Here is a 22,549-nt window from a genome sequence, read left to right on the forward strand (position 1 = left end):
GTTTTATGAAGCAATTCTTTTTAATCTTTCTTTTATTTTCATCCGTTTATCTTTTTAGTCAAACAACTGATGAACCAATAAAATTAGAATCTTCTGTTCAAAAAATATCAGAAACTGAATATGATATTGTTTTTAGTGCGACACTTTTTAAAGGATGGTATTTATACTCACAATACAATCCTGATGAAGCTTCGCTGCCGCTAGAAATAACGATTCAAGCAAACGAAACTGGTTACGAATTAGTTGGCAAAGCAACTGAAAAAGATACTTTTGCAAAATATTCTGATGTTTGGCAAAAAGAAGAAATTGTTTTCAAAGAAAAAGCAATTATTACGCAAAGAATTCAACTTACAAACAAAGAAATTACACAAATAAAACTAAATTTCTTTGGTCAGGTTTGTGAAACTGCCTGTATAAATATTGATGAAAATTTCACTATTTCCTTAGCAGGAGAAGCTGTAAATGAAGTAATTTCTATTGATGAAAAAAGCCAAAATCTAACCAAAAAATTACAATTAGATTTAAAAAACACCTCACTTTTAAAGAATTCTACAACTACAAATTCCGATACTTCAAATGGTTTGTTTAGCATCTTTTTATTAGGTTTTATTGGCGGATTGCTAGCATTATTAACACCTTGCGTCTTCCCTATGATTCCTTTAACGGTTTCGTTTTTTACAAAACAATCAGCAAACAAAAAGAAAGGGGTTTTCAATGCCATTTTATACGGTTTTTTTATTGTACTTATTTATATTTTATTGAGTCTTCCTTTTCACTTTTTAGACAATTTAGATCCTGAAATTTTAAACACAATCTCCACAAATGTTTGGTTAAATAGCTTCTTTTTTGCGGTCTTAGTTTTTTTTGCATTCTCATTCTTCGGATTTTACGAAATAACATTACCAAGTTCTTGGGGGAATAAAATGGATTCAGCTTCTTCTGTTGGCGGAATTATTGGTATTTTCTTTATGGCTTTAACCTTAGCAATTGTTTCATTTTCTTGTACCGGTCCTATTTTAGGCTCTTTACTTGCAGGATCTTTAACTTCGGATGGCGGCGCAACACAATTAACCGCAGGAATGACTGGTTTTGGGCTAGCTCTAGCACTTCCTTTTGCATTGTTTGCATTGTTTCCTAGTTGGTTAAATTCTTTGCCAAAATCTGGCGGATGGTTAAATACAACAAAAGTTGTTTTAGGCTTTTTAGAGTTGGCTTTGGCGTTTAAATTTTTATCAAATGCAGATTTAGTTGCACATTGGGATTTGCTAAAACGAGAAGTTTTTATAGGAATTTGGATTGTGATTTTTATAGGATTAGCCTTGTATTTATTTGCGAAAATTAAGTTTCCGCATGATTCTCCAATCAAAAAACTATCGTTTTCTAGAGGTTCTTTTGGGGTACTAGTTATCTTTTTTATTATATATATTTCTCCCGGAGTTATGAAAAACCCTACTTGGAATTTAAGTTTATTAAGCGGTTTTCCACCTCCACAATTTTACAGTATTTACGAGCAGGAAACAGCGTGCCCTTTAGGCTTAAATTGTTATGATGATTTCGAAGAAGGCCTTGCTGCTGCGAAAGAAACCAACAAGCCAATTTTGTTAGATTTTACAGGTTGGGCTTGCGTAAACTGCAGAAAAATGGAAGAAAATGTATGGAGTGAACCAGATATTTATCAACTTTTAAAAGAAGATTATATTTTGATTTCTTTATACATTGATGATAACGAAAAAGAATTGGCAATAGCACAACAATTCGATTTTTTAAAGAAAAACGGAAAGGTTAAAAGGATTGAAACAGTGGGTGATAAATGGTCTACTTTTCAGGTAATTAATTTCAAGAACGCATCACAGCCTTTTTATGTTTTGTTGAGTCCGGATTTAGAGGTATTAAATTCTTCACAGCAATACACAGATAGAGACACTTACTATGATTGGTTACAAGAAGGCTTGAAAAATTTTAATAAAAAATAATCCTATAATTATTCAAGTTCTAGAATTAACAAAAACAACTAGCATCATGAAAACAAACTACCTATTTCTTGCACTAATTTTCCTTTTTAGTATTTCAATAAATGGGCAAAATAGCGATAAGAATTTATCAAAAAAACCGGCGAGTATTTATACCTTTTCTAATTTTTTAAATAGTAAAAATAGTTTCTCTGCAATAAATAAAAAGCTAAAATTAGTCAATTTAAGTTTTGTTATAGTTGATGGTATTGATATAGATTTAAATAGGTTTTCTGTCGATTTTAACGATTTAGGTAAAACACCAACTGCATTTATTTATGATGATTACAAAAGATATCAAGATAAAAATTTATTAAAAGGTTTTTTGCTAAAAAACGATCCAACTCGTTGGAATTTACAATGTGCGCCGGCAAATTTACAGCAATAAATATGTTTAAAAACCAACAGAAACAAAAGACTTCATCAAAATTTATATATTTATAAAAAATCTCTCAAAATTTATATCGTTTTCGTAATTAAATAAGTGATTATTCGTAAAAACCTAGGTTCTTTATTTTTGCTTTTTTGTAAATTCACGAAATAAATTTTAGAAGAAATGTATGGATTACCAAAAATTACAAGATTTAACGATAATGTGCTGTCTAAATATCAAATTTACAACAGTATTTTTATCACACTTCCTTTTGACACCATCGATAATACAGGAGTTTTATTACCTCTTTTTCATAAAATTTGTGAAAAAGGTTTTAAACAAGGATTGAATCCAACAGAAATTGTAGAGCAGTTTTATCAGAAATATCTAGAAAACCCCACAGAAGACGGTAAAAAAGATCTACTCTTTCAATTTATTCAATATATAGAACGTCAAGTAGTTTTATTTGATGCTGTTGAAGATGCCGCTTTTCCTATTGTACATAATATGGATGGAATTGGAACACTTAGTAATTCTAAAGAAACTGCATTTTTAAATGACAAAAAAGAAGAGTTAAAAAAACATTTAGAAGATTTTAAAGTGCGTGTTGTTTTAACTGCACATCCAACACAGTTTTATCCTGGTACTGTTTTAGGTATTATTACAGATTTAGATAAAGCAATTCAAAATAATGATTTATTACTCATCAAAAAATTATTAGCACAATTAGGTAAAACTCCTTTTTACAAAAAAGAAAAACCTACACCTTTTGACGAAGCTGTAAGTTTAATTTGGTATTTAGAAAATGTATTTTATCATTCAGTGAGTAAAATATACAACTATATTCAAGAGAATGTGTACGATGGTGGCACTATGAACAACGAGATTATAGATCTTGGTTTTTGGCCTGGAGGAGATAGAGATGGAAATCCGTTTGTAACTACACAAATTACATTAGATGTTGCAGAAAGATTACGTCAAACAATTTTAAGAAATTATTATAGAGATGTAAGACGTTTAAAAAGACGTTTTACTTTTGATGGTGTTCATGAAATTTTAGCAAGAATTGAAAAACGTTTGTACAAACACGTTGTAAGAAGTTATGCAAAAGTTAATTTTTCTCAAAAAATTCTTTTAGAAGAATTACATGCTGCAAGAGAAATAGTAATTAACAAACACCAATCTTTATTTGTAGAAGAGTTAAATGACTTTATAAACAAAGTTAGAATTTTTGGTTTCCATTTTGCAACGCTAGATATTAGACAAGATAGTAGAGTGCATCATGATGCGTTTACACAAATTGTAACCGATTTAATTGCAACTGGAGACACTACGTTCCCTAAAAATTATCATCATTTATCTGCTGATGAGCAAATCAATGTATTATCCTTAGTAAAAGGAAGTATTGATCCTACTATTTTATCTGATGAAATGTCCGTAAAAACAATTGAATCTATTTATGCACTAAAAACCATTCAACAAAGAAATGGCGAACGCGGTGCAAACAGATATATTATCAGTAATAATCAAAGTGCATTAAATGTAATGCAAACCTTTGCAATGTTAAATTTATGCGGCTTTGAAAACGAATTACCGGTTGATGTAATTCCGCTTTTTGAAACCGTAGATGATTTAGAAAATTCAAGTGCTGTAATGCGCACATTATATACAAATAATACCTACAGATATCATTTATCAAAAAGAAAAAACAAGCAAACTATTATGTTAGGTTTTTCTGATGGAACAAAAGATGGTGGATATTTGATGGCAAATTGGGGTATTTTTAAAGCGAAAGAAGCTTTAACCAAAATCTCTAGAGAATTTGATATTGATGTAATTTTCTTCGATGGACGCGGAGGACCACCTGCAAGAGGAGGCGGAAAAACACATAAATTTTATGCTTCTTTAGGTCCAACAATTGAGGACAAAGAGATTCAGTTAACAATTCAAGGACAGACCATAAGCTCTAATTTTGGAACGTTAGATTCTTCGCAATACAATTTAGAACAGTTGTTAAGTTCTGGAATTAAAAACGAAATGTTTACCAAAGATCAATTAAATGATTCTCACAGAACAATTATTGAAGATTTAGCTAAAACAAGCTACAAAACGTATGTGGACTTTAAAAATCATCCACAGTTTTTACCGTATTTAGAAAAAATGAGTACGTTAAAATATTATGCAAAAACTAATATTGGTAGTAGACCGAGTAAACGCTCAACTTCGGATACTTTAGATTTCGCTTCTTTAAGAGCAATTCCTTTTGTTGGCAGCTGGAGTCAGTTAAAACAAAATGTTCCTGGCTTTTATGGCGTAGGAGCTGCATTAAAAAAATATGAAGAAGCGGGTAGATTTTATGAAGTTGTTGATTTTTACAATGCATCAGATTTCTTTAAAACGTTGCTAGAAAATAGTATGATGAGTTTAACAAAATCGTTCTTTGGACTAACTGCATATATGGCAGATGATCCTGTTTATGGTGAATTCTGGAATTTAATTCATGAAGAATACCTCACTACAAAACGTTTGTTGTTAAAACTTGCAGGTCATACCGAATTGATGGAAAACCATCCTGTAGGAAAAGCATCGATAGCAATTAGAGAGAATATTGTTTTACCATTATTAACAATACAGCAATTTGCTTTAAAAAGAATTCAAGAACTTCAAAAAACGGAAGGAAACGAAAAAGAAATTGAGATTTATGAAAAAATGGTAATGCGATCTTTGTTTGGTAATATTAATGCGAGTAGGAATTCTGCTTAAAAAATCTAATTTCTAGATGAAATACTATCTGCCATAATTAAAGCATTATAAGCATTTAAAACTTTCCCAGATTTAGATAATTGGTTAAACGGCGTAGTTTTATTTTTGTCTTCTTTGGTTGGCGTACTTACTTCTATTGTGTATTCTAAACCAGAATCCATTAGAATATGTTTTACTTGGGATGCTGTTAAATTTGGGTAATAAGAATATAATAAAGCCGCTACGCCTGAAGTAATTGCGGAAGCTAAGGAAGTACCGCCATTAAAATTATGTTTATTATTTGGAAGTGCTGTATAAATATCATTTCCAGGAGCAAAAAGGTCTACATAATTATTCCCATAATTAGAGAAGTATGATAGTATTTTTTTATTTAATGAATTTGAAATAGATCCTACAGAAATAAAATTATCTGTAATTTCTTCACCATTATTCAACATATCATTTGGAAACCTAGTACTCACCAAATTTAAATTTTCAGCTTCATTTCCAGCGGCAGCAATAATTATAACATTGTTTTTTTCTGCATATTTAAATGCATCATTTACCCAATTACTATGCAAGGAAAATTCTTTAACAAAACTCATATTGATTACTTTAGCTCCATTATCTACAGCATACTTTATCTATTTTTTAAAATATTCGATTTGCATTTTTAGATCTAATATATGTTAAGTACAATTTAATATTGTAAAACATCTAAAGATAAACAAAAACCAATTTTAATTTTGGTCCAACTACCTTGGCTTGTTTTTCTACCATAAGATTTTCCTAAAACTCTACCAGCTACTATAATTTGTTTGTTTTCATCATCTAACTTGTTTAAAGACTCTATTGAAACAAAAAAATCCTCCTTTAATGTGATGTTATAATCTGTTAAGTCTATCGATAGAACCCCTTTTTCAATACTAGTTTCGAAGATAATATTTTCTGAATTAATCCTCTCGTAAGGTTTGTTGTCTTTTAAATTATAAAAATTAAGTCTTAACTTCAAATTAGGATAATCATTTTTTACTAATAATAAGTTAAATTTATTAACGTCAGTATTTTTCTTTACTTTTATCTTTATACCAAGTTCATTACCAGCCTCAATTTTTTTAAATGAAATAGATGCAAAAAATAATTTAGGTTTTTTGTTACCCAATATTTTTGATTTCCCTTTTTTGTTACTTATAAATATTTCTTCTAGTTCTATACTCTCTTCATCTAGATATATTGTGTCTTTTAGATTAAAATATGCGACAGGAATTTTTCTTGTTTTAAATCCAATCATTGAAAAAGTGATGGAGTCTTTTAAGTTTTCTATTTCTAAGTTAAAATCTCCAGCACCGTTAGAAACTGTACCTAAGTCTTTAGAGAAAACACCTATATTAACATAACTTAAGGGTGTATTGGTACTTCTATCAAACACTTTTCCGGCTATTTTTTCTTGTGTATACATATTGGTGTAACTAATGAATAAAACCAATAATATTATCTTTTTAAATTCTATTTTCATACTGTAAATATATTTTATTTATTTATTTAGGATAATTATAAGCCTAACTAATATGTTAATTTCACATTTATTATCAAAAACAATTCCAAAAATTAAATTAAAACTAATTTGTTTTTTAATTCTTTTATTTCTGTTTTAGAAAAAAAAGATAATTCGCCGTTTTGTAATGCATTAATACTCTTCTTTTTTAATGGTAGAATTTTATATGTTTCTAAATTGGTAAGGTATTCTTTTTCACCTATATAAAAAGGAAGGTATTGATTTATATTCAATATGTTTTTAACGCTTTTTTCTCGCATGTTTGCATCTCTATTTATCCAGCTATGAATATACATCCAGCATTCCCATTGCCAAGGATATGTTACTAGATAATTCTCTAAATACTTATAACATATAAGAAGTGATTTTTCAATATAATCTTTGTTATTATAGGCGTTAAATAATATTTTAGGCAAAAATTCGATATTATTTTTTTCATTTACATCTCTATAAGACATAACAGGTATGATGTCTAATTTCAATAAATATGCCAATTGCCCTATTCCCTTTCGAATATACATATTGCTATTTAAAAATGGAATTTTCAAATGATTTTTTGTTTGTACACCTTTTTCATCATTAACCCCTGTGTTTCCGTCAAGATATACTGTTAAACAGTATCCTCTAGCGACCAGTTGTTTAATTTTAAATATTGATTTTCTATCATTTGCATCTAAAATTATTATATCAGATTCTTTTTTTCTTTTTAATATTGGCTTTACTTCATTAAAAATATTTTCAAATTGTTCTTCAAAAACTTTTCCTCTAACAATTAAAACGCTTTTAAACCCTTTTTCATACAAGAATGAGTTTAACAACCTGTAGGAACCCATGTGAAAAGTCGCAAATATTGGAGTTTTATTGTTTTTTAATATATCCTCAAAATCAATTTTCCCAGTATTTATTATATTCGAATTTAAAAGGTTTGATCGATAGTATTGTTCCAGACTCGCTAAATTTTGGTAGTACAATACATTTTTGCAAGCCTTTTCTAGCTCGGAATAGGTATATATTTGATTTGAGAAACACTTAACGTTAGCAGCAAAAAGGCTAAAAGAATACATCATATTTTTCTTTCCTTTTTCCGAAGAATTAAATATTGAGTTATATAACTCCATCTTCTTTTTTAAAAATTCGTTTTCCATAATTTAATAAAAATTTTAAAGTTAATAGTGAAATAATAATTGTAAAATATCTGGATGTTAGTATGTTTTTAATCAATTCAATAGAAAGATTGAAATATAAATACTTGGTCATCTTAATTAATAAGTAGAATAAATAACTATAGAATAACAACCTGCACATCGAGTAAATTAAAACTAAAGGTTTTTCTTTTTTTAAGTCTTTAAAATTGAAGGTTGAGAAGGATTTTATTGATTTATTTGATTTATTTGAAAGATTTAGTATTCCCGTTGCATCACTTAGTAACCAATAACCATCAAACTTAAAGATCGGTATCATATTAATTAATATAATAGAAAAATTTAATGAAAAAAGATCTACAAACACTTTAAAACTGAAAATTTCGAAAAGCATTATTAATATTAAACTAAATAGAAGTTGAAAGTAAATACCACCAAGATTAATAAGTGTTCTTTTTTCTTTAGGGAGTATCCATATATTGTTTAAATCAACATATAAAACTGGAAAAATAAATGAGATACCAATTCCTATTTCTTTTATTTTTAATTTATGCTTTTTTGCAGCAACGATATGACCTAGCTCGTGCCAAAATAAAAGTGCTATTAACCCAACAAAGTAAAAGATATTATTGGTGAGCATTGAAACATTCATAATAGTTGCATCGGCATTTTGTATATAATTAAGAGCTAAAATATTTATTAAAAAAATAACTCCAATTATTAAATAGTTTAGACTATTGTTAAATGAGAATAGTTTTGTTAAAGGATTATACCAATTAAATTTTGAGGGATTTCCTAGTATAAGAATCTTATTTAATTTATTTGACTTGGGTTTTTTTAGAGTGCTTTCAAACAGATTATTTAAGTAAGCATCTAATTCAATTCTTGATAAGTTATTATAATAATTACTGTTCAAGTAGTTTAAAGACTTTTCAAAGTTAAAATTATTGTTTTTTAAAGTATTAACTATTTTACTTGTGTTCTCATCAATAACAAACGTTTTATCATTAAAAGAAAGAAAATCCATTTTATTATTATTAAAAATTTCAACTTCAAATAACCAATGTTTTTCTCTCTCATAATTAATTCACCTTATTGTTAAAAAAATTTGTTAGAAATTAAGTTTAGCAAAACTTAATAGTTACTCCAACCTCTATGCAAGGGTTGCTTTCCGAAAGAGTTGTAAATTCATTTCTTTCTTCTAACTCTTCAATGGACATTTCTTTTAGAAAATCGTTTTTCATAATATAAAATATTTAGTTACCTACTCTATTTGATAAATGCTTTTCAGTTTTCGCATTAATTTTTTACATCTCTATTCTTCTAGGGACAAATAATTATAGATGCATCAATATACCCATCCATACAAGAAAATGTAAACTCATTTCTCTATTCTATGTCTTCAATAGACATCTCTTTTAAAAAATTTATTTTCATAATTTTAGTTTTAATTAATCCCTATCCTAAGTTTTAGGATAGGAATCAAATGTTTTACTACTGGGGACAAATGTTGATTTCGAAATTAATTTCACAATCTGCAGCAGCTGTAAATTCATTTCTTGCTTCTAAGTCTTCAATAGACATTTCTTTTAAAAAATCATTTTTCATAATATAAAATATTTAGTTTACCTACTCTATTTGATAAAGGCTTTTCGGTTTCCGCCAATAATATCTTATAAACCTAAACCGTTTCTAATAGCATCACCAAGAGGATCTGGCGTGCAGTTTCCGTTTGTTATTCCATCATCGGCATTTCCTCCAAAAACAGTTTGTTTTAATTTAGGCGCTAATTGATAATTTTTATAACTATTTAAATTTTTCATAATTATTAAAGTTTATTATTTCACTTACTCTTTTTAAGGCTTTTCGGTTTCCGCCTATTTGTTGCACAACAAATATTTTCAATAAAGAACTGTCAGTGAAAACTTTCTTTTTCATAGCATTTTCCCACTTTAAATTCTTCTACAAACAAACAAGATAAACTTATAGTATACAAACAAAGGAAGTTGATATTTATAAATCTATGCTTTAAATTTATAAATTTCAATGACATAAAATAATTGTAACCAAATGATTTTCATTAGTTTAAGTGGGTATCTAAAAATAAGTACCTTTGGAGGATGAATCCCTAATTTATTCTATGAAAAAATCTAAAAATCCATACTATTTTTTAGAAAATTATTGTTTGAGAACTCCTGCTTTGCCCATAAATTTTTGTAAAAATATTTTTAGCGCAGAAAAAAACAGGTTTGAACTATTAAAAAATATATGGGAAAATGAGGTTTTTAAAGAAGCTGTTTTTTTAGCCTCTCCATATTTGCATCAAGAATTATGCACCTCTTTTAAAGAAAGCATGGTTTCCATTTCAAAAAAAGGAGAATTGGATTATACACTTTTAAAATATGCTATTAGAACAGCTACAAGATGTACACCTTTTGGATTATTTGCAGGGGTTTCTACTGGTAACTTTAATAAAACTTCCCAAATTGAGTTAAAAGCTATTGAGCACTATAAACGAATAACCAAATATGATACCAATTACATAGCATCTCTTTATAATCATTTTTTAACGAATCCGATGCTTAAAAAGCAATTGTTATTTTTTCCGAACTCAACATTATATAAAGTTGCAAATCAATATCGTACTATAGAATATCAGTTAGAAAGAGCAAAAAGGTCTTACAGTATAGAAGCTGTTGAAAATACCCCTTACATAGAGAAAGTACTTAAAGAAGCTAAAAAAGGTAAAACAATTCATCAACTAGCAAATGAAATTATAGCAGATGATGTCTCTATTGAAGATGCCAATGAATTTATAGAGTCATTAATAGAAAATCAAATACTGGTAAGTGAGTTAGAATTAAATGTAACAGGAAGTGATTCCCTTAATTTACTCATTAAAAAGATTGGTTCATTAAAAAACACAAAACAAAGTAATTCGCCTTTAAAATTATTGCAAAATCATTTAACGGTTATCGATAAAAAAATAGGAAACACTTCAATTCCCTATCATAATTGTTTCACTTCAATGAAAGAATTGGGCATTCCGTTTGAAGAAAAATATGTATTCCAAACAGATCTATTTGTCAAAACCAGTACGAATACGCTAGCGATTAAACATGGGTATACTCTTAAAAAGGTACTCCCTTTGCTAAATAAATTATCTCCTTTAACCCCTAATAAAAAGCTAGAACAATTCAAAAAAGCATTTTTAGAACGTTATGAAACTAGAGAAATGCCACTGGTACACGTTTTAGATATAGAATTGGGTATTGGCTATATTCAACATCAAGCCGTTTCAGATACTACTCCTTTTTTAGAAGATATACTTCCTCCAAATAAAGTGAACACAGAAGAGACCATTGTTTGGAATGAAATTGATACCATTATTTATAAAAAATTATTAGATACTGAAAAAAACAATCAATTTATAATAGAATTTAAAGATACCGATTTAGAGCATATTGAGTTAGACTGGAAGCATGTTCCAGATACTTTATCTGCATTTACAGAAGTTTTAAAAATTGATTATCAGGAACGTCTTGTAGTAAATGGATTAAGTGCTAATGCGGGAAACTTGTTAGCGAGATTCTCTTATGGAGATGCCCAATTATTAGAACATCTAAAACAAATTACCAATCTGGAGCAACAAATGCAACCAGACAAAATAATAGCAGAAATTGCACATCTTCCAGAAGCAAGAACTGGTAATGTTTTAAAGAGACCCCATTTAAGAGAGTATGAGATTCCTTATTTGGCAAAATCTACACTGCCTTTATCTCAGCAAATTACAATTAATGATCTATGGGTCTCCATACAAAATAACAGAATTATTCTTACATCGAAAAGACTAAACAAAGAAATACTACCAAGACTTACGAATGCACATAATTATGAATCTAAAGCGTTACCTATTTATCATTTTTTATGTGATTTACAATCGCAAAATAAAAAAACATACCTGGGGTTTTCATGGCCTAGATTAGCGGATGACCATCCGTTTTTACCAAGAGTAGTTTATAAAGAAACCATTTTATCAAAAGCTAAATGGCATTTAAGAACGTTAGAAATTAAAGCATTGATGGCTCATTATGATAATGAAGTATTATTGTTGTCTGCTATCGAAAAATGGCGAAAGCTTTTTCAAGTCCCAAAATATGTTCAATTGGTAGAGGGTGACAATGCCTTGTTAATAGATTTAGAACATTTTTATAGCATACAATTGTTATTAGCTTCCATTAAAAACAAGAAACAATGCGTACTAGAAGAATTTTTATTTACAGAAGATACTATTGTAAATAGGAAAAGTGAACGGTTTACAAACGAATGTATTATTACATTATATAATCAAGAAAAATGAAACCAGACACATCTATAATAAAACGCACCTTTATATTAGGAGATGAATGGTTGTACTATAAACTTTATTGTGGTAAAAGAACTGCCGATATGGTTTTAGTTGATTGTATAAAACCACTTACTGAAAGGTTACTAGAAAAAAAAATTATAGATCAATGGTTTTTTATTAGATATACAGACCCAAATCCTCATTTGCGCATTCGTTTTCATTGCAATGATATAGACAAACTTGGAATAATTATTGATAACATTAAAAAAGCAGTATCCAATTATGTAGAAAATGATCTGATATGGAAAATACAAACAGACACCTACAATAGAGAGATAGAACGATATGGCGAAAATACGATAGAAGAAGCTGAAAGTTTATTTTTTCATGATAGTGATCTATGCATTAAAGCATTAGAGTTAATTGAAGATGACACCCTGCTTTTTATGTTTGCATTACGTTCTATACATACTATTTTTCAAGTTTTTGATTTTACTATTGAGGATAAACTTCTTTTTGTAAAAGAAAACTTAGAAGCTTTTAAAGCTGAATTTAATTCAAATAAAAGTTTAAGCAAGCAGCTTTATAAAAAATACAATGGCTTAAAAAAAGAAATTATTGAGTTTATGGAAATGCAAAGTCATAATGAATACCAGCCTTTAATCAATTTATTAAACACTAAAAAAGAGCAAATAAAAATAGTAAAAAAATTATACTGAAAAAAGAATTACAACAGAACATAAATCTAAACGATCTATTATCTAGTTATATACACATGATGGTAAACAGATTATTTAGAGATAAACAACGTTTACATGAATTGGTATGTTATGACAACCTATATCGATATTATAATTTTGAATTAACTAAAAACAATTCTTGAAAATGATTTTTTAAAAAAATATTCTTTCTTTTTTCTTCTTCTTTTAATAATTACACAAGCTATTAAGGCTCAAAATAACCAAATAGACTCGCTATCTAAATTAAGTTTTGAAGTTTTAAAAGACCATTATGTGAAGTCTTTATTTGATTCTATAAAAAGACAGTCTGCACAAGCTTTTTTATTAAAAGCGAAAAGAGAAAAAAAATCTATTAAAATAGCTGATGGATATTATTTTTTATCGGAGTTAAATAAGCATAATACTTTAGGAGTGAAATATGCTGATAGTATATTGGCTTTAAATATAAATAAAAAGGGTAGTGATTATCCAGCAAAAGGCTACTTACAAAAAGGTATCCAATTATATTATTTAGCTAACTATTCAGAAGCTTTTGAAAATTATTTAAGGGCACATAAATATTATAAAGTTTCTAAAAATAAATATGGACGACTATGCGTCAACCATTATATAGGATTGCTTAAAAATTGTATTAATGAACATGAGGAGTCGTTAAAAGTATTTAGAGAAAATTTATTGTTTTTTAATAATAAAGAGAAACAAATAAAATATCAAAAACAGTACCTAAAGTCTTTGCTTGCCTTAGCGGACTCATATAATAGAAACAAATTATTAGACTCCGCAGAAATTATTAATAAAAAAGGGCTAATACAAAGTAGAAAAAATAATATAAGATATTTATATCCTAATTTTTATTATCATATGGAATCACTAAGAATTTAAAAAAAAGCTACAATTCTGCTATTGATAGTTTATTTAAGAGTTCTAAATTATTCAAAAACGATAAAACAAATATTGCTGTTTGCAATTTATATTTATATAAATCCTTTCTTGGAAAGAAGCAACAAGCTAAGGCAATTGAATATTTAAAAAAAAATGACTCACTATTTAAAGTACATCCAGAAATCATCTTTCAAGCTAAAGATTCTTATGAATTACTTTTAAAATACTATAAAGAAAATAACAAAAAAGAAAAATATCTAAAAGTAATAGAGAACTTATTAACTCTAGATAATATTATTAGAATGAAGCATAATCATTTAAGAAAAAAAATAGTTAATAAATACGAAATACCACTCCTTCTTTCTGAAAAGGAACGCCTCATATCAGAATTGGATAAAAGCAACTCTTTTAAGAAAATAAGTATTTTTATTTTGGTTATTATAACTTCTTTATTTTTATTCATAGCTTTTTATTTTTTTAAGAAAAATAAAAAAAATAAGAAACGATTCAATGATTTAATGCTTGGGTTTGATAGTAAGAAAAAGCTGTCCAACAATAAAAATACTGATTTAATAGAAATTACTACTACTGAATTATCAGAAGAACTAGTAAAAGATGTTTTAAATAAGCTACTCATTTTTGAAAAATCTAATAAGTTTATAAAAAATGATTATACTTTAAATTCATTAGCAAAAGAGTTAAAAACCAATAGTACTTATTTATCTAAAATAATAAATAGTTCAAAGCAAGTTAATTTTTCTAACTATCTAAATAAGATAAGAATTGAATATGCAATAGAAAAATTAACAACTGATAAAACTATTAGAAACTATACAGTTCAAGCGATTGCAGAAGATGTTGGCTTTAATAAAGCCCAATCATTTTCAACAGCATTTCAAAAACAAACGGGTATTTCCATTACATATTTTATAAAGCAAATAAACAACAAACCTACTGAAAACTAGTTGATTAAAACCTTCATTAAGTTATTGAAATTTATAAATTTCAATAACTTAATGAAGAGATTGCAGGATTTCTTAGTTACTTTAGTGGCTCACTTTAAAATTTAAAATTATTATGAAAAAACAACAAGAACAAAAAGAGAAATTAAGTTTTAAGAAATTTCAAATCGCAAAAATTAAAAATCTTCAAAAAATAGTAGGGGGTAATGGTCTATGTGATGATGATACTGTAAACACTCAGAAAGGTAAAAAGTAATTATTATTTTATTCACCAAATATATTTTAAAATTATATTTGGTGAGTTTATCTCATACCAAAACAAATGAAATTTAACTTTATTATCAGTACATGTTTTCTTCTCTTTATAATTAGTTGTAAAAAAAAAGAAATGTCTAAATCAAATTTAGCCCCAAAAATGGCAATTACTACTGAATATCATAATCAAAAGGTGTATGATTCTTATCGATATATGGAGAACCTTAAAGATTCTATATTTTTAAATTGGGTGAAAGAGCAAGAGACACAAACTAAAGAAGCTCTTAATTCAATCTCTAATAGAAAAATATTATTATATAAGATCTCTAGTTTGGACAAAAAAAACACAGCTACTTTTTCTTTATTAAAAATTACTGATAATAACACACATTTTTATTTAAAAAAGAAGTAACCAGTAACACAGCAATACTATATAAAAGGGCAGGTTTTAAAGGAAAGGAAATTGAACTATTTGATCCTAAAGCATATGCTCCAAACACAAAAGAAAAGTACTCCATAAATTATATTCAACCTAGTTGGGACGGAAAAAAAATTGCAATAAGCATTACTTCTCAAGATAAAGAAATTTCAGAAATCATTATTTTAGATATTCCAAGTAAAACTAGATCTTCTGAAGTTATAAAAAATTGTTGGCCTTCTGGTATTGGAGGTATTCATTGGTTACCAGATAACTCTGGTTTAATTTATACACATATTCCAGAAATAGACAAGAACTCTAAAAATTATATTTTAAACACAGCTAGTGTTATTTATAAATTAGGAGACAGTCCTAAAAATAGTAAAACACTTTTTTCAAAAACGAATAACCCTGAATTAGATTTAAAGTCTAAGGATTTTTGTATTATTTATTTTTGGAATCAAACAGATAAATATTTGATAGCAAAAGTGGGCGGCATAGGCTTTAAGGATTATTATTACGCTCCTGTTAATAGTATTACCAACAAAAAGATACAATGGAAACCATTATTTAAAAAAAACATCAAATAAAACAATTTTCTATTGCTAACGACAGTTTGTTCTATAAAACTGCAAAAAATGCATCAAATTATAAAATATGTAAAACTGCATTAGCAAATTTAAATTTTGAAAACCCTGAAATTATAGTTGAGGAAGATAAAAATGCAGTTATCACAGATTTTACATTGACAAAAAATGGACTTTTTTATGTAAAAACTAAAAATGGTGTTGAAGCAAAGCTCTATCATTTTAAAGAAAACAAAGAACAAAACATCTCTATACCAAAACCATCTGGATCGATAAATCTTACTTCCAAAAACAGTAAATCAAAGGATTTATGGATAGAAATTGAAGGTTGGACAAATAATGAAGAACGTTATCACTATAACGATAAAACAACGCTATTTACAGAAGAAAATTTAGGAGAAATAGTTGAATTCAATGAATTAAACGATATTACTATAGAAGAAATAGAAGTTACTTCACATGATGGAATTAAAGTCCCATTATCTATTATGTATAAAAAAGGCTTAAAATTTAATAGCGCAAACAGATTGTTAATGACTGGTTATGGTGCTTATGGGATATCTGATGTTCCTTACTTGGATAAATACATGTTGCATTGGCTAAATGAAGGAGGTATTTATGCATCAGCACATGTTCGTGGTGGCGGTGAGAAAGGAAATAAATGGCATAAGGGAGGTTATAAAACTACAAAATCAAATACATGGAAAGATTTTATAGCCTGTACTGAGTACCTTCTTGATAAAAAATACTCGTCTCCTAAAAAAACAGCTATTTGGAGTGGTAGTGCTGGAGGTATTTTAATTGGAAGAGCTATTACAGAGCGTCCAGATTTATATGCAGCTGCCTTTATTAGAGTAGGCATGCTTAATGCTTTACGATCAGAAACAGGTTATAATGGAGCGAATAATACCAAAGAATTTGGAACATTTAAAGATGCTGTCGAATTTAAAGCATTATTAGAAATGGATGCTTTTCAACATATAAAAAAGGGTGTAAAATACCCAGCAGTTTATCTTACAGCAGGAATGAATGATGCTAGAGTACCTGCTTGGCAACCTGCTAAGTTTGCTGCAAGAATGCAAGAAGCAACTGTTTCGGAAAAACCTGTTTTACTTTCTGTTGATTTTGAAGGTGGTCATGGATTTGATGCTTCAGTAAATAAAAAAAATGAAGAGTTAGTAGATGTCTTATCATTCTTTTTATGGCAAACAGGACACCCAGATTATCAGCCTAAAAAATAAAATTTCTTATCATTTTAAATAAAAAATCTCCTTTCTCTCATCTAATAATTTGAGGTTGTAACTCTGGTGATGCAAGAAAGACAGCTTCTCTAAAAACAGGATTTATTTTAGCTATTTTCTTGAAGTAGTTTCCTGTTTTTTTTTATAAAATTGAATTAGAAACAATGGTGTTCTTAAACAGAAATTATTAAATAATTGATATGTTTTAGACGTTTTTTTCAGCAAATCTCATTATTTAATCCAACAAAGACACATAAATTAGAAAAAATTAATTATAGTTTTAATTTACTTATTTTCAGATATTTATATAAAATAATACTACCTGAAATTTATAAATATCAACAACCTTTGTTTGTAATCATCAATTTTCTTGCGTTTGTTTGTATCAGAATTTATCGATTGGGAAGTTCTATGAAAAAGAGAGAATTACAATTCCCTTACTTTATTTTACTAAAAGAGTAAGGGAGTAATTCAATTAACAGCAAACCATAGATAAACAAGTATTTCTAAAATGCTCATATGGCTATGAGTGCCCTAAAATAAATTGTAGAAAATTATAACATTAATAAACAGCATGTCAGATGATAAAAACAATAATACTAGTAGTCTTATCTATTTTAGAAATAATTTTAGGATAAAAATTTTAGAATGAAATTAGATGGGAAAAAGTACAGGCAGATTTCACGTATAGACTCTATATTTATAAATAGCGTCTTGCTTTAATTGTGTCAGAATTTATCGATTGGGAAGTGCTATAAAAAAGAAAAACAATATTAAAAATATTTTTGCGCAAAAATGGTCATATAACTTTGAGTGACCTAAAATAAATTTTAGAAATTATAACATTAATCATAAAAAACGCAGTATGAATTACTTTAAGAAAATTTTATTTTTGTCACTCCTTTGTTCCTTTTTTTCTTGTGAAAATGAACCAAATTTAGGAGAGGATATTGAAAAAAGTGCTTTTAAATTATTAAAAGAATCTGATATTGTCAGAAACTATAATTTAAGAAAAATAGCAGAAAATTTATCAAAATCAAAAGACTCTGATGTTTTTGAGAAAATATCTACGACCGCATTAAAAAAGTAGGCTAAGTTCTAAATTAAATATGTGTTATCTTAGCAAAAAAGAACATTTATGATACCATCTGATTTTAGAGATTATTTTTTGAGCAGTAGCTTAATTATCCAACAAGATATTGTAAACTCTTTACTGTCTTTATCAACATCGGGTTCACATTTAGAAGAAGATAAAGAACGAAAAGCAGTTACTTGTCCTCATTGTAAAAGCGAACGCATACGTGCAAACGGTACATTAAAAGGCGTACAACGCTATTTGTGTAATGGTTGTGGTAAAAACTTTAGTGAAACGACAGGGAAATTTTGGTTTGCATTAAAAAAGAAAGACAAGATTAACAAGTATCTTTATTGTTTACTATCGGGCTATAGTATTAGAAAAAGTGCAAAGGAAACAGGAATCTCAATTCAGACCTCATTTGATTGGCGTCATAAATTATTAACCTCATTTTCTAGCGTTTCAGTATCCGAATTTGAAGGTATTGTAGAGAGTGATGATTTGTTTTTTCCAATTTCAGAAAAAGGGAATCGTACTTTAGAAAGAAAACCTAAGAAACGAGGAGAAAAAGCTAGCAAAGCAGGTATATCTAATGAAAAAGTAGCCGTAATTGCTACCTGCGATCGTTCTGGAAATAAGGATTTTGAAGTGGTTACAACAGGACGAATTAGTAAAAAAGACCTAAACAAGGTGTATCAAGGTAAGCTCGATAAAGCAACAGTACTTTGCAGTGACAGTCATAGAAGTTATGCTGCCTTTGCAAAATCTAATACAATTATTCATAAGAAGTTCAACGCATCAAAAGGACAGAAAACAGTTGATAAAATATATCATGTTCAGAATGTGAATAATATGGATATGAGATTGAGGAAATTTATGGAATCCTTTAATGGTGTAGCAACTAAATATCTGCAAAATTATTTAAACTGGTTTTTGGTACTAGAAAAAATAAAGAATAAGACCAATAAAATGGCAACACTTGCTAGTATTGCATTAGCTTCTAATCAAGTCTGGATACAATTCAAAGAAATAGCTATAAACAATATGCTTTTTAGAACTTAGCCAAAAAGTATGATGGAGATAACAATTTTATTTACAATAAAGATAAAAAAATATTGAAAAAGGAGTCGTTAAATAATTTAGAAAAAGATGTTGATATAGATGAACTAAGTAATCCATATTTAAATATTTATGTATACAAGCCTTATGACAAAACAATAGATAATTTAAAACCCTATGTATTTTATTTCCCTGTTGGTCAAAAAGACACTGAAGTAAATGAATTAATAGGCTTTTTTAATGGAAAAGAAATTAAAATAGATGCTCAAAACCCTCCTATAAACATCGAAAATCCAATTTTTGTAATTGGAGAAAATGAAAGAATTCATGAAATAAAGGAATCGAATGATGTTTCTTTTTCTGTTAAAAACAAAACCTATTCTGCAAAATTTCGATATATTGAAGAGGATAATGGTGAAGGTGGAAGCACTGGTGGCGGAACGAATACTTCAGGTGAGATGAAAGTAACTTACTCTAGATTTATTTCCATGTCAGCCAAACGTTTCTATGAACCTTGGGGTAAGGGTGATGCCGAAGTAAGATTTATTTTTACTAAATCAGGGTACATTAAAAGAAGTATGGTTAGTATAAACCCAATTACTGACCTTGACGTTGAGACTAGCACAGCACTTATAGATGGGGGCTATATGCGTCAGAGTTGGTGGAATTTTTATTCTATTGACAACAATAAACAAACGGCACCTTTTGTAGATTTCACACCATTTGATATTGGTAACTGGTCAAATCCTAAAACAACTGTATATTCAATGAGAATAATTGAAGAAGATAAATATTGGGGTTGGGTAGGATGGCTATTAAATGAGACTCGAAATACAAAAATTAATTTTGTAGATTTCAAAACGGTCTTTTTAAATAATTTAAATATAACACCACAAAACATAGTAGAACCCTCTGTTAGGACTATTTATAATTCAATGGTAAATGCTAATGATAGAGATACGTTTATGGCTGCTTTTAATCAATTAAAAGTAAATACTAATTTTTATTTTAACACTAGTGCTAACAATTACATTAACTTGGAAACAAATATTAAGACATCTTTAGCACTTGCTGGTGTAAATCTTCTTAATCAAGTACTTCTAGCAAATGAGAATACAGATGATCAAATAGGTACTGATATTGAAATCATAAATCAGAATAATAAACTTTATTATTCTTCAGATGGTAGATTTAAATTTAAATTAAGTTATTAAATTATGAAAACAAAAACAGCCATTTTATTTTTTCTTTTAGTCAGTAATATTTACTCTCAACAAAATAAAGAAGAAAAGTTAAAAAACATTATAAGTATTAAAAAAACTTATTTAGTACACTTTTATTAGAAGATAATAATAGCCTTATATTTAACCAATCTAAACCTAGTTCAAATATATTTAATAATACTTATTCAGATTATAATATTTCTTTTCAACGAAGAATAGGTACTCACTTTTTTTTAGGGTTAGATTATTATAACTTTAATGCATATGCTGAAATAAATCCTGTAAGTCTTTCTTTAAGCCTTGCTGGTTTAGAAAGAAAGAAATTTGTATCTAAAACAGGTATTCAATTATTCAGAATTAGTGGATTTTATGATGTTATAAATAAAAACAACCTTCTAATAAGAGCTGGTATATATATTCCTTTCTTTGAGAATAAAACAAAAGATATAACTCTAATTTATAAAGAAAAAATAAATGAGAATAATTTGGTTTCTAACTCTACTATTTATAATTTAAGTAAATTTTATTTAGGTATTGTAAGACCCGAAATTGCTGTAGATTTCTTATATAGTTTCTCTTCGTTAGAAACAGGAATTTCTACTTCATGGAATTCTACAATAAGCGATAATGAACCCATTATTAGGTTTTCAGTAGTATTAAATATTTATTTATAAATATATTTTATTTTAAACAGTATGTGTTTTAAATCCACAATTTTGAATTAACTCAAAATTGTGGATTTAATAATGAGTAATAAAACAATTTTTAAGTTAACATCTAAACATCCTAAAAAAAATGAATTTAAATGACTTTACAAAATATTATTTTTTTCTAATATTAACTATACCTTTATTCTATAGTTGTTCGGAAGAAGATATTTGTACAAAAAAAGTTAACGTTCCTATTTGGAATGAAAAAGAACAGATATTTGAAGATAATTTTCAAGAATTTCCCTGTGATTTTAATGGAATTACCAAAAGCATTTCTAAATTTACTGGTAATGAAAAAATAGAACTTATGCTAAATTTTAAAAATAAAAACACATCCAAAATTCTGGAACATAACAAAAGAAAACATTGAAGAATGTAAAAATTGTGAATTTAGATACCTTTGCCCAGATAATAGAATTCCATTAATAGAAAATAATAAATATTTCCATGAAACACTTTGTAAGTATAACCCAAAAGAAGCTAAATGGGATTAAAAGTAGTCTATTGATATTAGTTTGTGTTTTTATAATATCTTCTTGTTCTACCAGTTCAGAATATATAAAATATAATTATTTTAATGGGTTAACTATTATAATGATACATTAAATATAAGTGCAACTTTTTTTGGTGATATAAAATACAATAAGATTTCTAAAAAGAATATTAAAAAAGAATATTAAAAAAATTGGCTTTAATAAACTATTAATTTCTGGAAAAGCTATTTCTTTTACAGAGGAATATGAAGTTTTATTATTCTACAAGATTGAAGAAAACGAATCTAATATTGATTTTAGTAATGGTGTTTTAGTATTGAATGATACAATTAACAAACATGTGTTATATAAAAAAACAGAAAAAGAAAAAACAATCTTTTTATATTTAAAATCTTTAACTAAATCAAATCAAACTATATTGAAAGATGGTAAAACTATAATAAATTCTATTAAATTTAATAGTTCTTTAGAAAATGAATTAAATTACTCTAAAATATTCAACAATTATAAAAATGAAGATAATTTTTTATATGTCAAGAATAAATTTAATAATGCACCAATAAAGAAAAGTAGAAAAAATGATTGGATGAAATTTCAATATTTAACTACTATTTTATCTAAAGACCCAACGTATTATAAATACATTAATTTAATTCAAAAACTTGAGTTTAATAAAAAAAATATTTAGATAAAAAAATAGATTCTTTATCTATTAGTAATAAAATAATTACCAC

General features: G+C 27.3%; 22 protein-coding genes. 17 read left to right on the forward strand and 5 right to left on the reverse strand.

All coding sequences use genetic code 11. The annotated features are described in order from the left end of the window. The first annotated feature begins 5 nt into the window (after positions 1 to 5). The 3 genes from BST83_RS15325 (at position 6) to BST83_RS15335 (ending at position 5,145) form a co-directional block, all read left to right on the forward strand. A complete protein-coding gene (locus BST83_RS15325; protein ID WP_104810540.1) occupies positions 6 to 1,973 on the forward strand; it encodes a protein-disulfide reductase DsbD family protein in 1,968 nt (655 codons plus the stop codon). Positions 1,974 to 2,019: 46 nt separating this feature from the next. After that, a complete protein-coding gene (locus BST83_RS15330) occupies positions 2,020 to 2,397 on the forward strand; it encodes a hypothetical protein (RefSeq protein WP_104810541.1) in 378 nt (125 codons plus the stop codon). A gap of 168 nt (positions 2,398 to 2,565) precedes the next feature. Further along, positions 2,566 to 5,145 (forward strand): phosphoenolpyruvate carboxylase, encoded by a 2,580-nt coding sequence (locus tag BST83_RS15335; RefSeq protein ID WP_104810542.1) that lies wholly within the window; start codon positions 2,566 to 2,568, stop codon positions 5,143 to 5,145. A 5-nt stretch (positions 5,146 to 5,150) separates the two neighbouring features. Here the strand turns inward: BST83_RS15335 and BST83_RS15340 are convergent, their stop codons facing one another. From BST83_RS15340 to BST83_RS19945, 5 genes are all read right to left on the reverse strand, one after another. Next, entirely contained in the window at positions 5,151 to 5,768 is a 618-nt protein-coding gene (locus BST83_RS15340) for a S8 family serine peptidase (RefSeq protein ID WP_302849493.1), read from the reverse strand. A 56-nt stretch (positions 5,769 to 5,824) separates the two neighbouring features. Further along, the gene (locus BST83_RS15345) at positions 5,825 to 6,640 is read right to left on the reverse strand and encodes a carboxypeptidase-like regulatory domain-containing protein (protein ID WP_104810544.1); all 816 of its coding nucleotides are present in this window, start codon (positions 6,638 to 6,640) and stop codon (positions 5,825 to 5,827) included. Between the two features lie 92 nt (positions 6,641 to 6,732). Continuing rightward, a complete protein-coding gene (locus BST83_RS15350; RefSeq protein ID WP_104810545.1) occupies positions 6,733 to 7,824 on the reverse strand; it encodes a lysophospholipid acyltransferase family protein in 1,092 nt (363 codons plus the stop codon). Then, positions 7,784 to 8,848, reverse strand: coding sequence for a site-2 protease family protein (locus BST83_RS15355; RefSeq protein ID WP_104810546.1), 1,065 nt, complete (start codon positions 8,846 to 8,848; stop codon positions 7,784 to 7,786). Before BST83_RS15355 ends, BST83_RS15350 begins: the two co-directional genes overlap by 41 nt. 646 nt (positions 8,849 to 9,494) lie before the next feature. Continuing rightward, complete coding sequence (locus BST83_RS19945) at positions 9,495 to 9,644, reverse strand: hypothetical protein (protein ID WP_170062798.1); 150 nt, start codon at positions 9,642 to 9,644, stop codon at positions 9,495 to 9,497. A gap of 317 nt (positions 9,645 to 9,961) precedes the next feature. On the opposite strand from BST83_RS19945, the gene BST83_RS15360 reads away from it, so the two are divergent. From BST83_RS15360 to BST83_RS15425, 14 genes are all read left to right on the forward strand, one after another. Then, complete coding sequence (locus tag BST83_RS15360; protein WP_104810547.1) at positions 9,962 to 12,181, forward strand: lantibiotic dehydratase family protein; 2,220 nt, start codon at positions 9,962 to 9,964, stop codon at positions 12,179 to 12,181. Further along, a complete protein-coding gene (locus tag BST83_RS15365; protein ID WP_104810548.1) occupies positions 12,178 to 12,888 on the forward strand; it encodes a thiopeptide-type bacteriocin biosynthesis protein in 711 nt (236 codons plus the stop codon). Before BST83_RS15360 ends, BST83_RS15365 begins: the two co-directional genes overlap by 4 nt. Beyond that, positions 12,885 to 13,052 carry a lantibiotic dehydratase C-terminal domain-containing protein gene (locus tag BST83_RS21545; protein WP_367889110.1) on the forward strand — a complete coding sequence of 56 codons (168 nt, stop codon included), beginning with the start codon at positions 12,885 to 12,887 and terminating at the stop codon, positions 13,050 to 13,052. Before BST83_RS15365 ends, BST83_RS21545 begins: the two co-directional genes overlap by 4 nt. A 130-nt stretch (positions 13,053 to 13,182) precedes the next feature. After that, positions 13,183 to 13,791, forward strand: a complete 609-nt coding sequence (locus tag BST83_RS15375) for a hypothetical protein (RefSeq protein WP_104810549.1) — start codon at positions 13,183 to 13,185, stop codon at positions 13,789 to 13,791. Between the two features lie 302 nt (positions 13,792 to 14,093). Next, entirely contained in the window at positions 14,094 to 14,756 is a 663-nt protein-coding gene (locus BST83_RS15380; protein WP_104810550.1) for a helix-turn-helix domain-containing protein, read from the forward strand. Between the two features lie 112 nt (positions 14,757 to 14,868). After that, positions 14,869 to 15,009, forward strand: coding sequence for a hypothetical protein (locus tag BST83_RS19950; protein ID WP_170062692.1), 141 nt, complete (start codon positions 14,869 to 14,871; stop codon positions 15,007 to 15,009). A gap of 132 nt (positions 15,010 to 15,141) precedes the next feature. Then, on the forward strand, positions 15,142 to 15,420 hold the full coding sequence (locus BST83_RS15385) for a hypothetical protein (RefSeq protein ID WP_104810551.1): 279 nt from the start codon (positions 15,142 to 15,144) through the stop codon (positions 15,418 to 15,420). Positions 15,421 to 15,434: 14 nt separating this feature from the next. After that, positions 15,435 to 16,016, forward strand: coding sequence for a beta-propeller domain-containing protein (locus BST83_RS21550; RefSeq protein WP_104810904.1), 582 nt, complete (start codon positions 15,435 to 15,437; stop codon positions 16,014 to 16,016). A gap of 26 nt (positions 16,017 to 16,042) precedes the next feature. After that, complete coding sequence (locus BST83_RS21100) at positions 16,043 to 17,254, forward strand: prolyl oligopeptidase family serine peptidase (RefSeq protein WP_104810552.1); 1,212 nt, start codon at positions 16,043 to 16,045, stop codon at positions 17,252 to 17,254. A gap of 865 nt (positions 17,255 to 18,119) precedes the next feature. After that, a complete protein-coding gene (locus BST83_RS15400) occupies positions 18,120 to 18,344 on the forward strand; it encodes a hypothetical protein (protein ID WP_104810553.1) in 225 nt (74 codons plus the stop codon). Between the two features lie 48 nt (positions 18,345 to 18,392). Beyond that, positions 18,393 to 19,391, forward strand: coding sequence for an IS1595 family transposase (locus tag BST83_RS15405; protein WP_104809245.1), 999 nt, complete (start codon positions 18,393 to 18,395; stop codon positions 19,389 to 19,391). A 53-nt stretch (positions 19,392 to 19,444) separates the two neighbouring features. Further along, positions 19,445 to 20,602, forward strand: a complete 1,158-nt coding sequence (locus tag BST83_RS15410) for a hypothetical protein (RefSeq protein ID WP_104810554.1) — start codon at positions 19,445 to 19,447, stop codon at positions 20,600 to 20,602. 804 nt (positions 20,603 to 21,406) lie between these two features. Continuing rightward, entirely contained in the window at positions 21,407 to 21,691 is a 285-nt protein-coding gene (locus BST83_RS15420) for a hypothetical protein (protein WP_104810556.1), read from the forward strand. Between the two features lie 542 nt (positions 21,692 to 22,233). After that, on the forward strand, positions 22,234 to 22,503 hold the full coding sequence (locus BST83_RS15425) for a hypothetical protein (protein ID WP_170062799.1): 270 nt from the start codon (positions 22,234 to 22,236) through the stop codon (positions 22,501 to 22,503). The last annotated feature ends 46 nt before the right edge of the window (positions 22,504 to 22,549 follow it).

The sequence above is a fragment of the Polaribacter filamentus genome (assembly GCF_002943715.1).
Classification (GTDB): Bacteria; Bacteroidota; Bacteroidia; order Flavobacteriales; family Flavobacteriaceae; genus Polaribacter; species Polaribacter filamentus.

Excerpts from the sequence above, each read along its gene's own strand:
- BST83_RS19950 (WP_170062692.1), top strand. The coding sequence starts at position 14,869 with ATGAAAAAACAACAAGAACAAAAAGAGAAATTAAGTTTTAAGAAATTT.
- BST83_RS15335 (WP_104810542.1), top strand. The coding sequence starts at position 2,566 with ATGTATGGATTACCAAAAATTACAAGATTTAACGATAATGTGCTGTCT.
- BST83_RS15345 (WP_104810544.1), bottom strand. The coding sequence starts at position 6,640 with ATGAAAATAGAATTTAAAAAGATAATATTATTGGTTTTATTCATTAGT.
- BST83_RS15385 (WP_104810551.1), top strand. The coding sequence starts at position 15,142 with ATGTCTAAATCAAATTTAGCCCCAAAAATGGCAATTACTACTGAATAT.
- BST83_RS15420 (WP_104810556.1), top strand. The coding sequence starts at position 21,407 with ATGAATTTAAATGACTTTACAAAATATTATTTTTTTCTAATATTAACT.
- BST83_RS15400 (WP_104810553.1), top strand. The coding sequence starts at position 18,120 with ATGAATTACTTTAAGAAAATTTTATTTTTGTCACTCCTTTGTTCCTTT.
- BST83_RS15380 (WP_104810550.1), top strand. The coding sequence starts at position 14,094 with ATGAAGCATAATCATTTAAGAAAAAAAATAGTTAATAAATACGAAATA.
- BST83_RS15355 (WP_104810546.1), bottom strand. The coding sequence starts at position 8,848 with ATGGATTTTCTTTCTTTTAATGATAAAACGTTTGTTATTGATGAGAAC.
- BST83_RS15405 (WP_104809245.1), top strand. The coding sequence starts at position 18,393 with ATGATACCATCTGATTTTAGAGATTATTTTTTGAGCAGTAGCTTAATT.
- BST83_RS15330 (WP_104810541.1), top strand. The coding sequence starts at position 2,020 with ATGAAAACAAACTACCTATTTCTTGCACTAATTTTCCTTTTTAGTATT.
- BST83_RS15360 (WP_104810547.1), top strand. The coding sequence starts at position 9,962 with ATGAAAAAATCTAAAAATCCATACTATTTTTTAGAAAATTATTGTTTG.
- BST83_RS19945 (WP_170062798.1), bottom strand. The coding sequence starts at position 9,644 with ATGAAAAATTTAAATAGTTATAAAAATTATCAATTAGCGCCTAAATTA.
- BST83_RS15350 (WP_104810545.1), bottom strand. The coding sequence starts at position 7,824 with ATGGAAAACGAATTTTTAAAAAAGAAGATGGAGTTATATAACTCAATA.
- BST83_RS15365 (WP_104810548.1), top strand. The coding sequence starts at position 12,178 with ATGAAACCAGACACATCTATAATAAAACGCACCTTTATATTAGGAGAT.
- BST83_RS15325 (WP_104810540.1), top strand. The coding sequence starts at position 6 with ATGAAGCAATTCTTTTTAATCTTTCTTTTATTTTCATCCGTTTATCTT.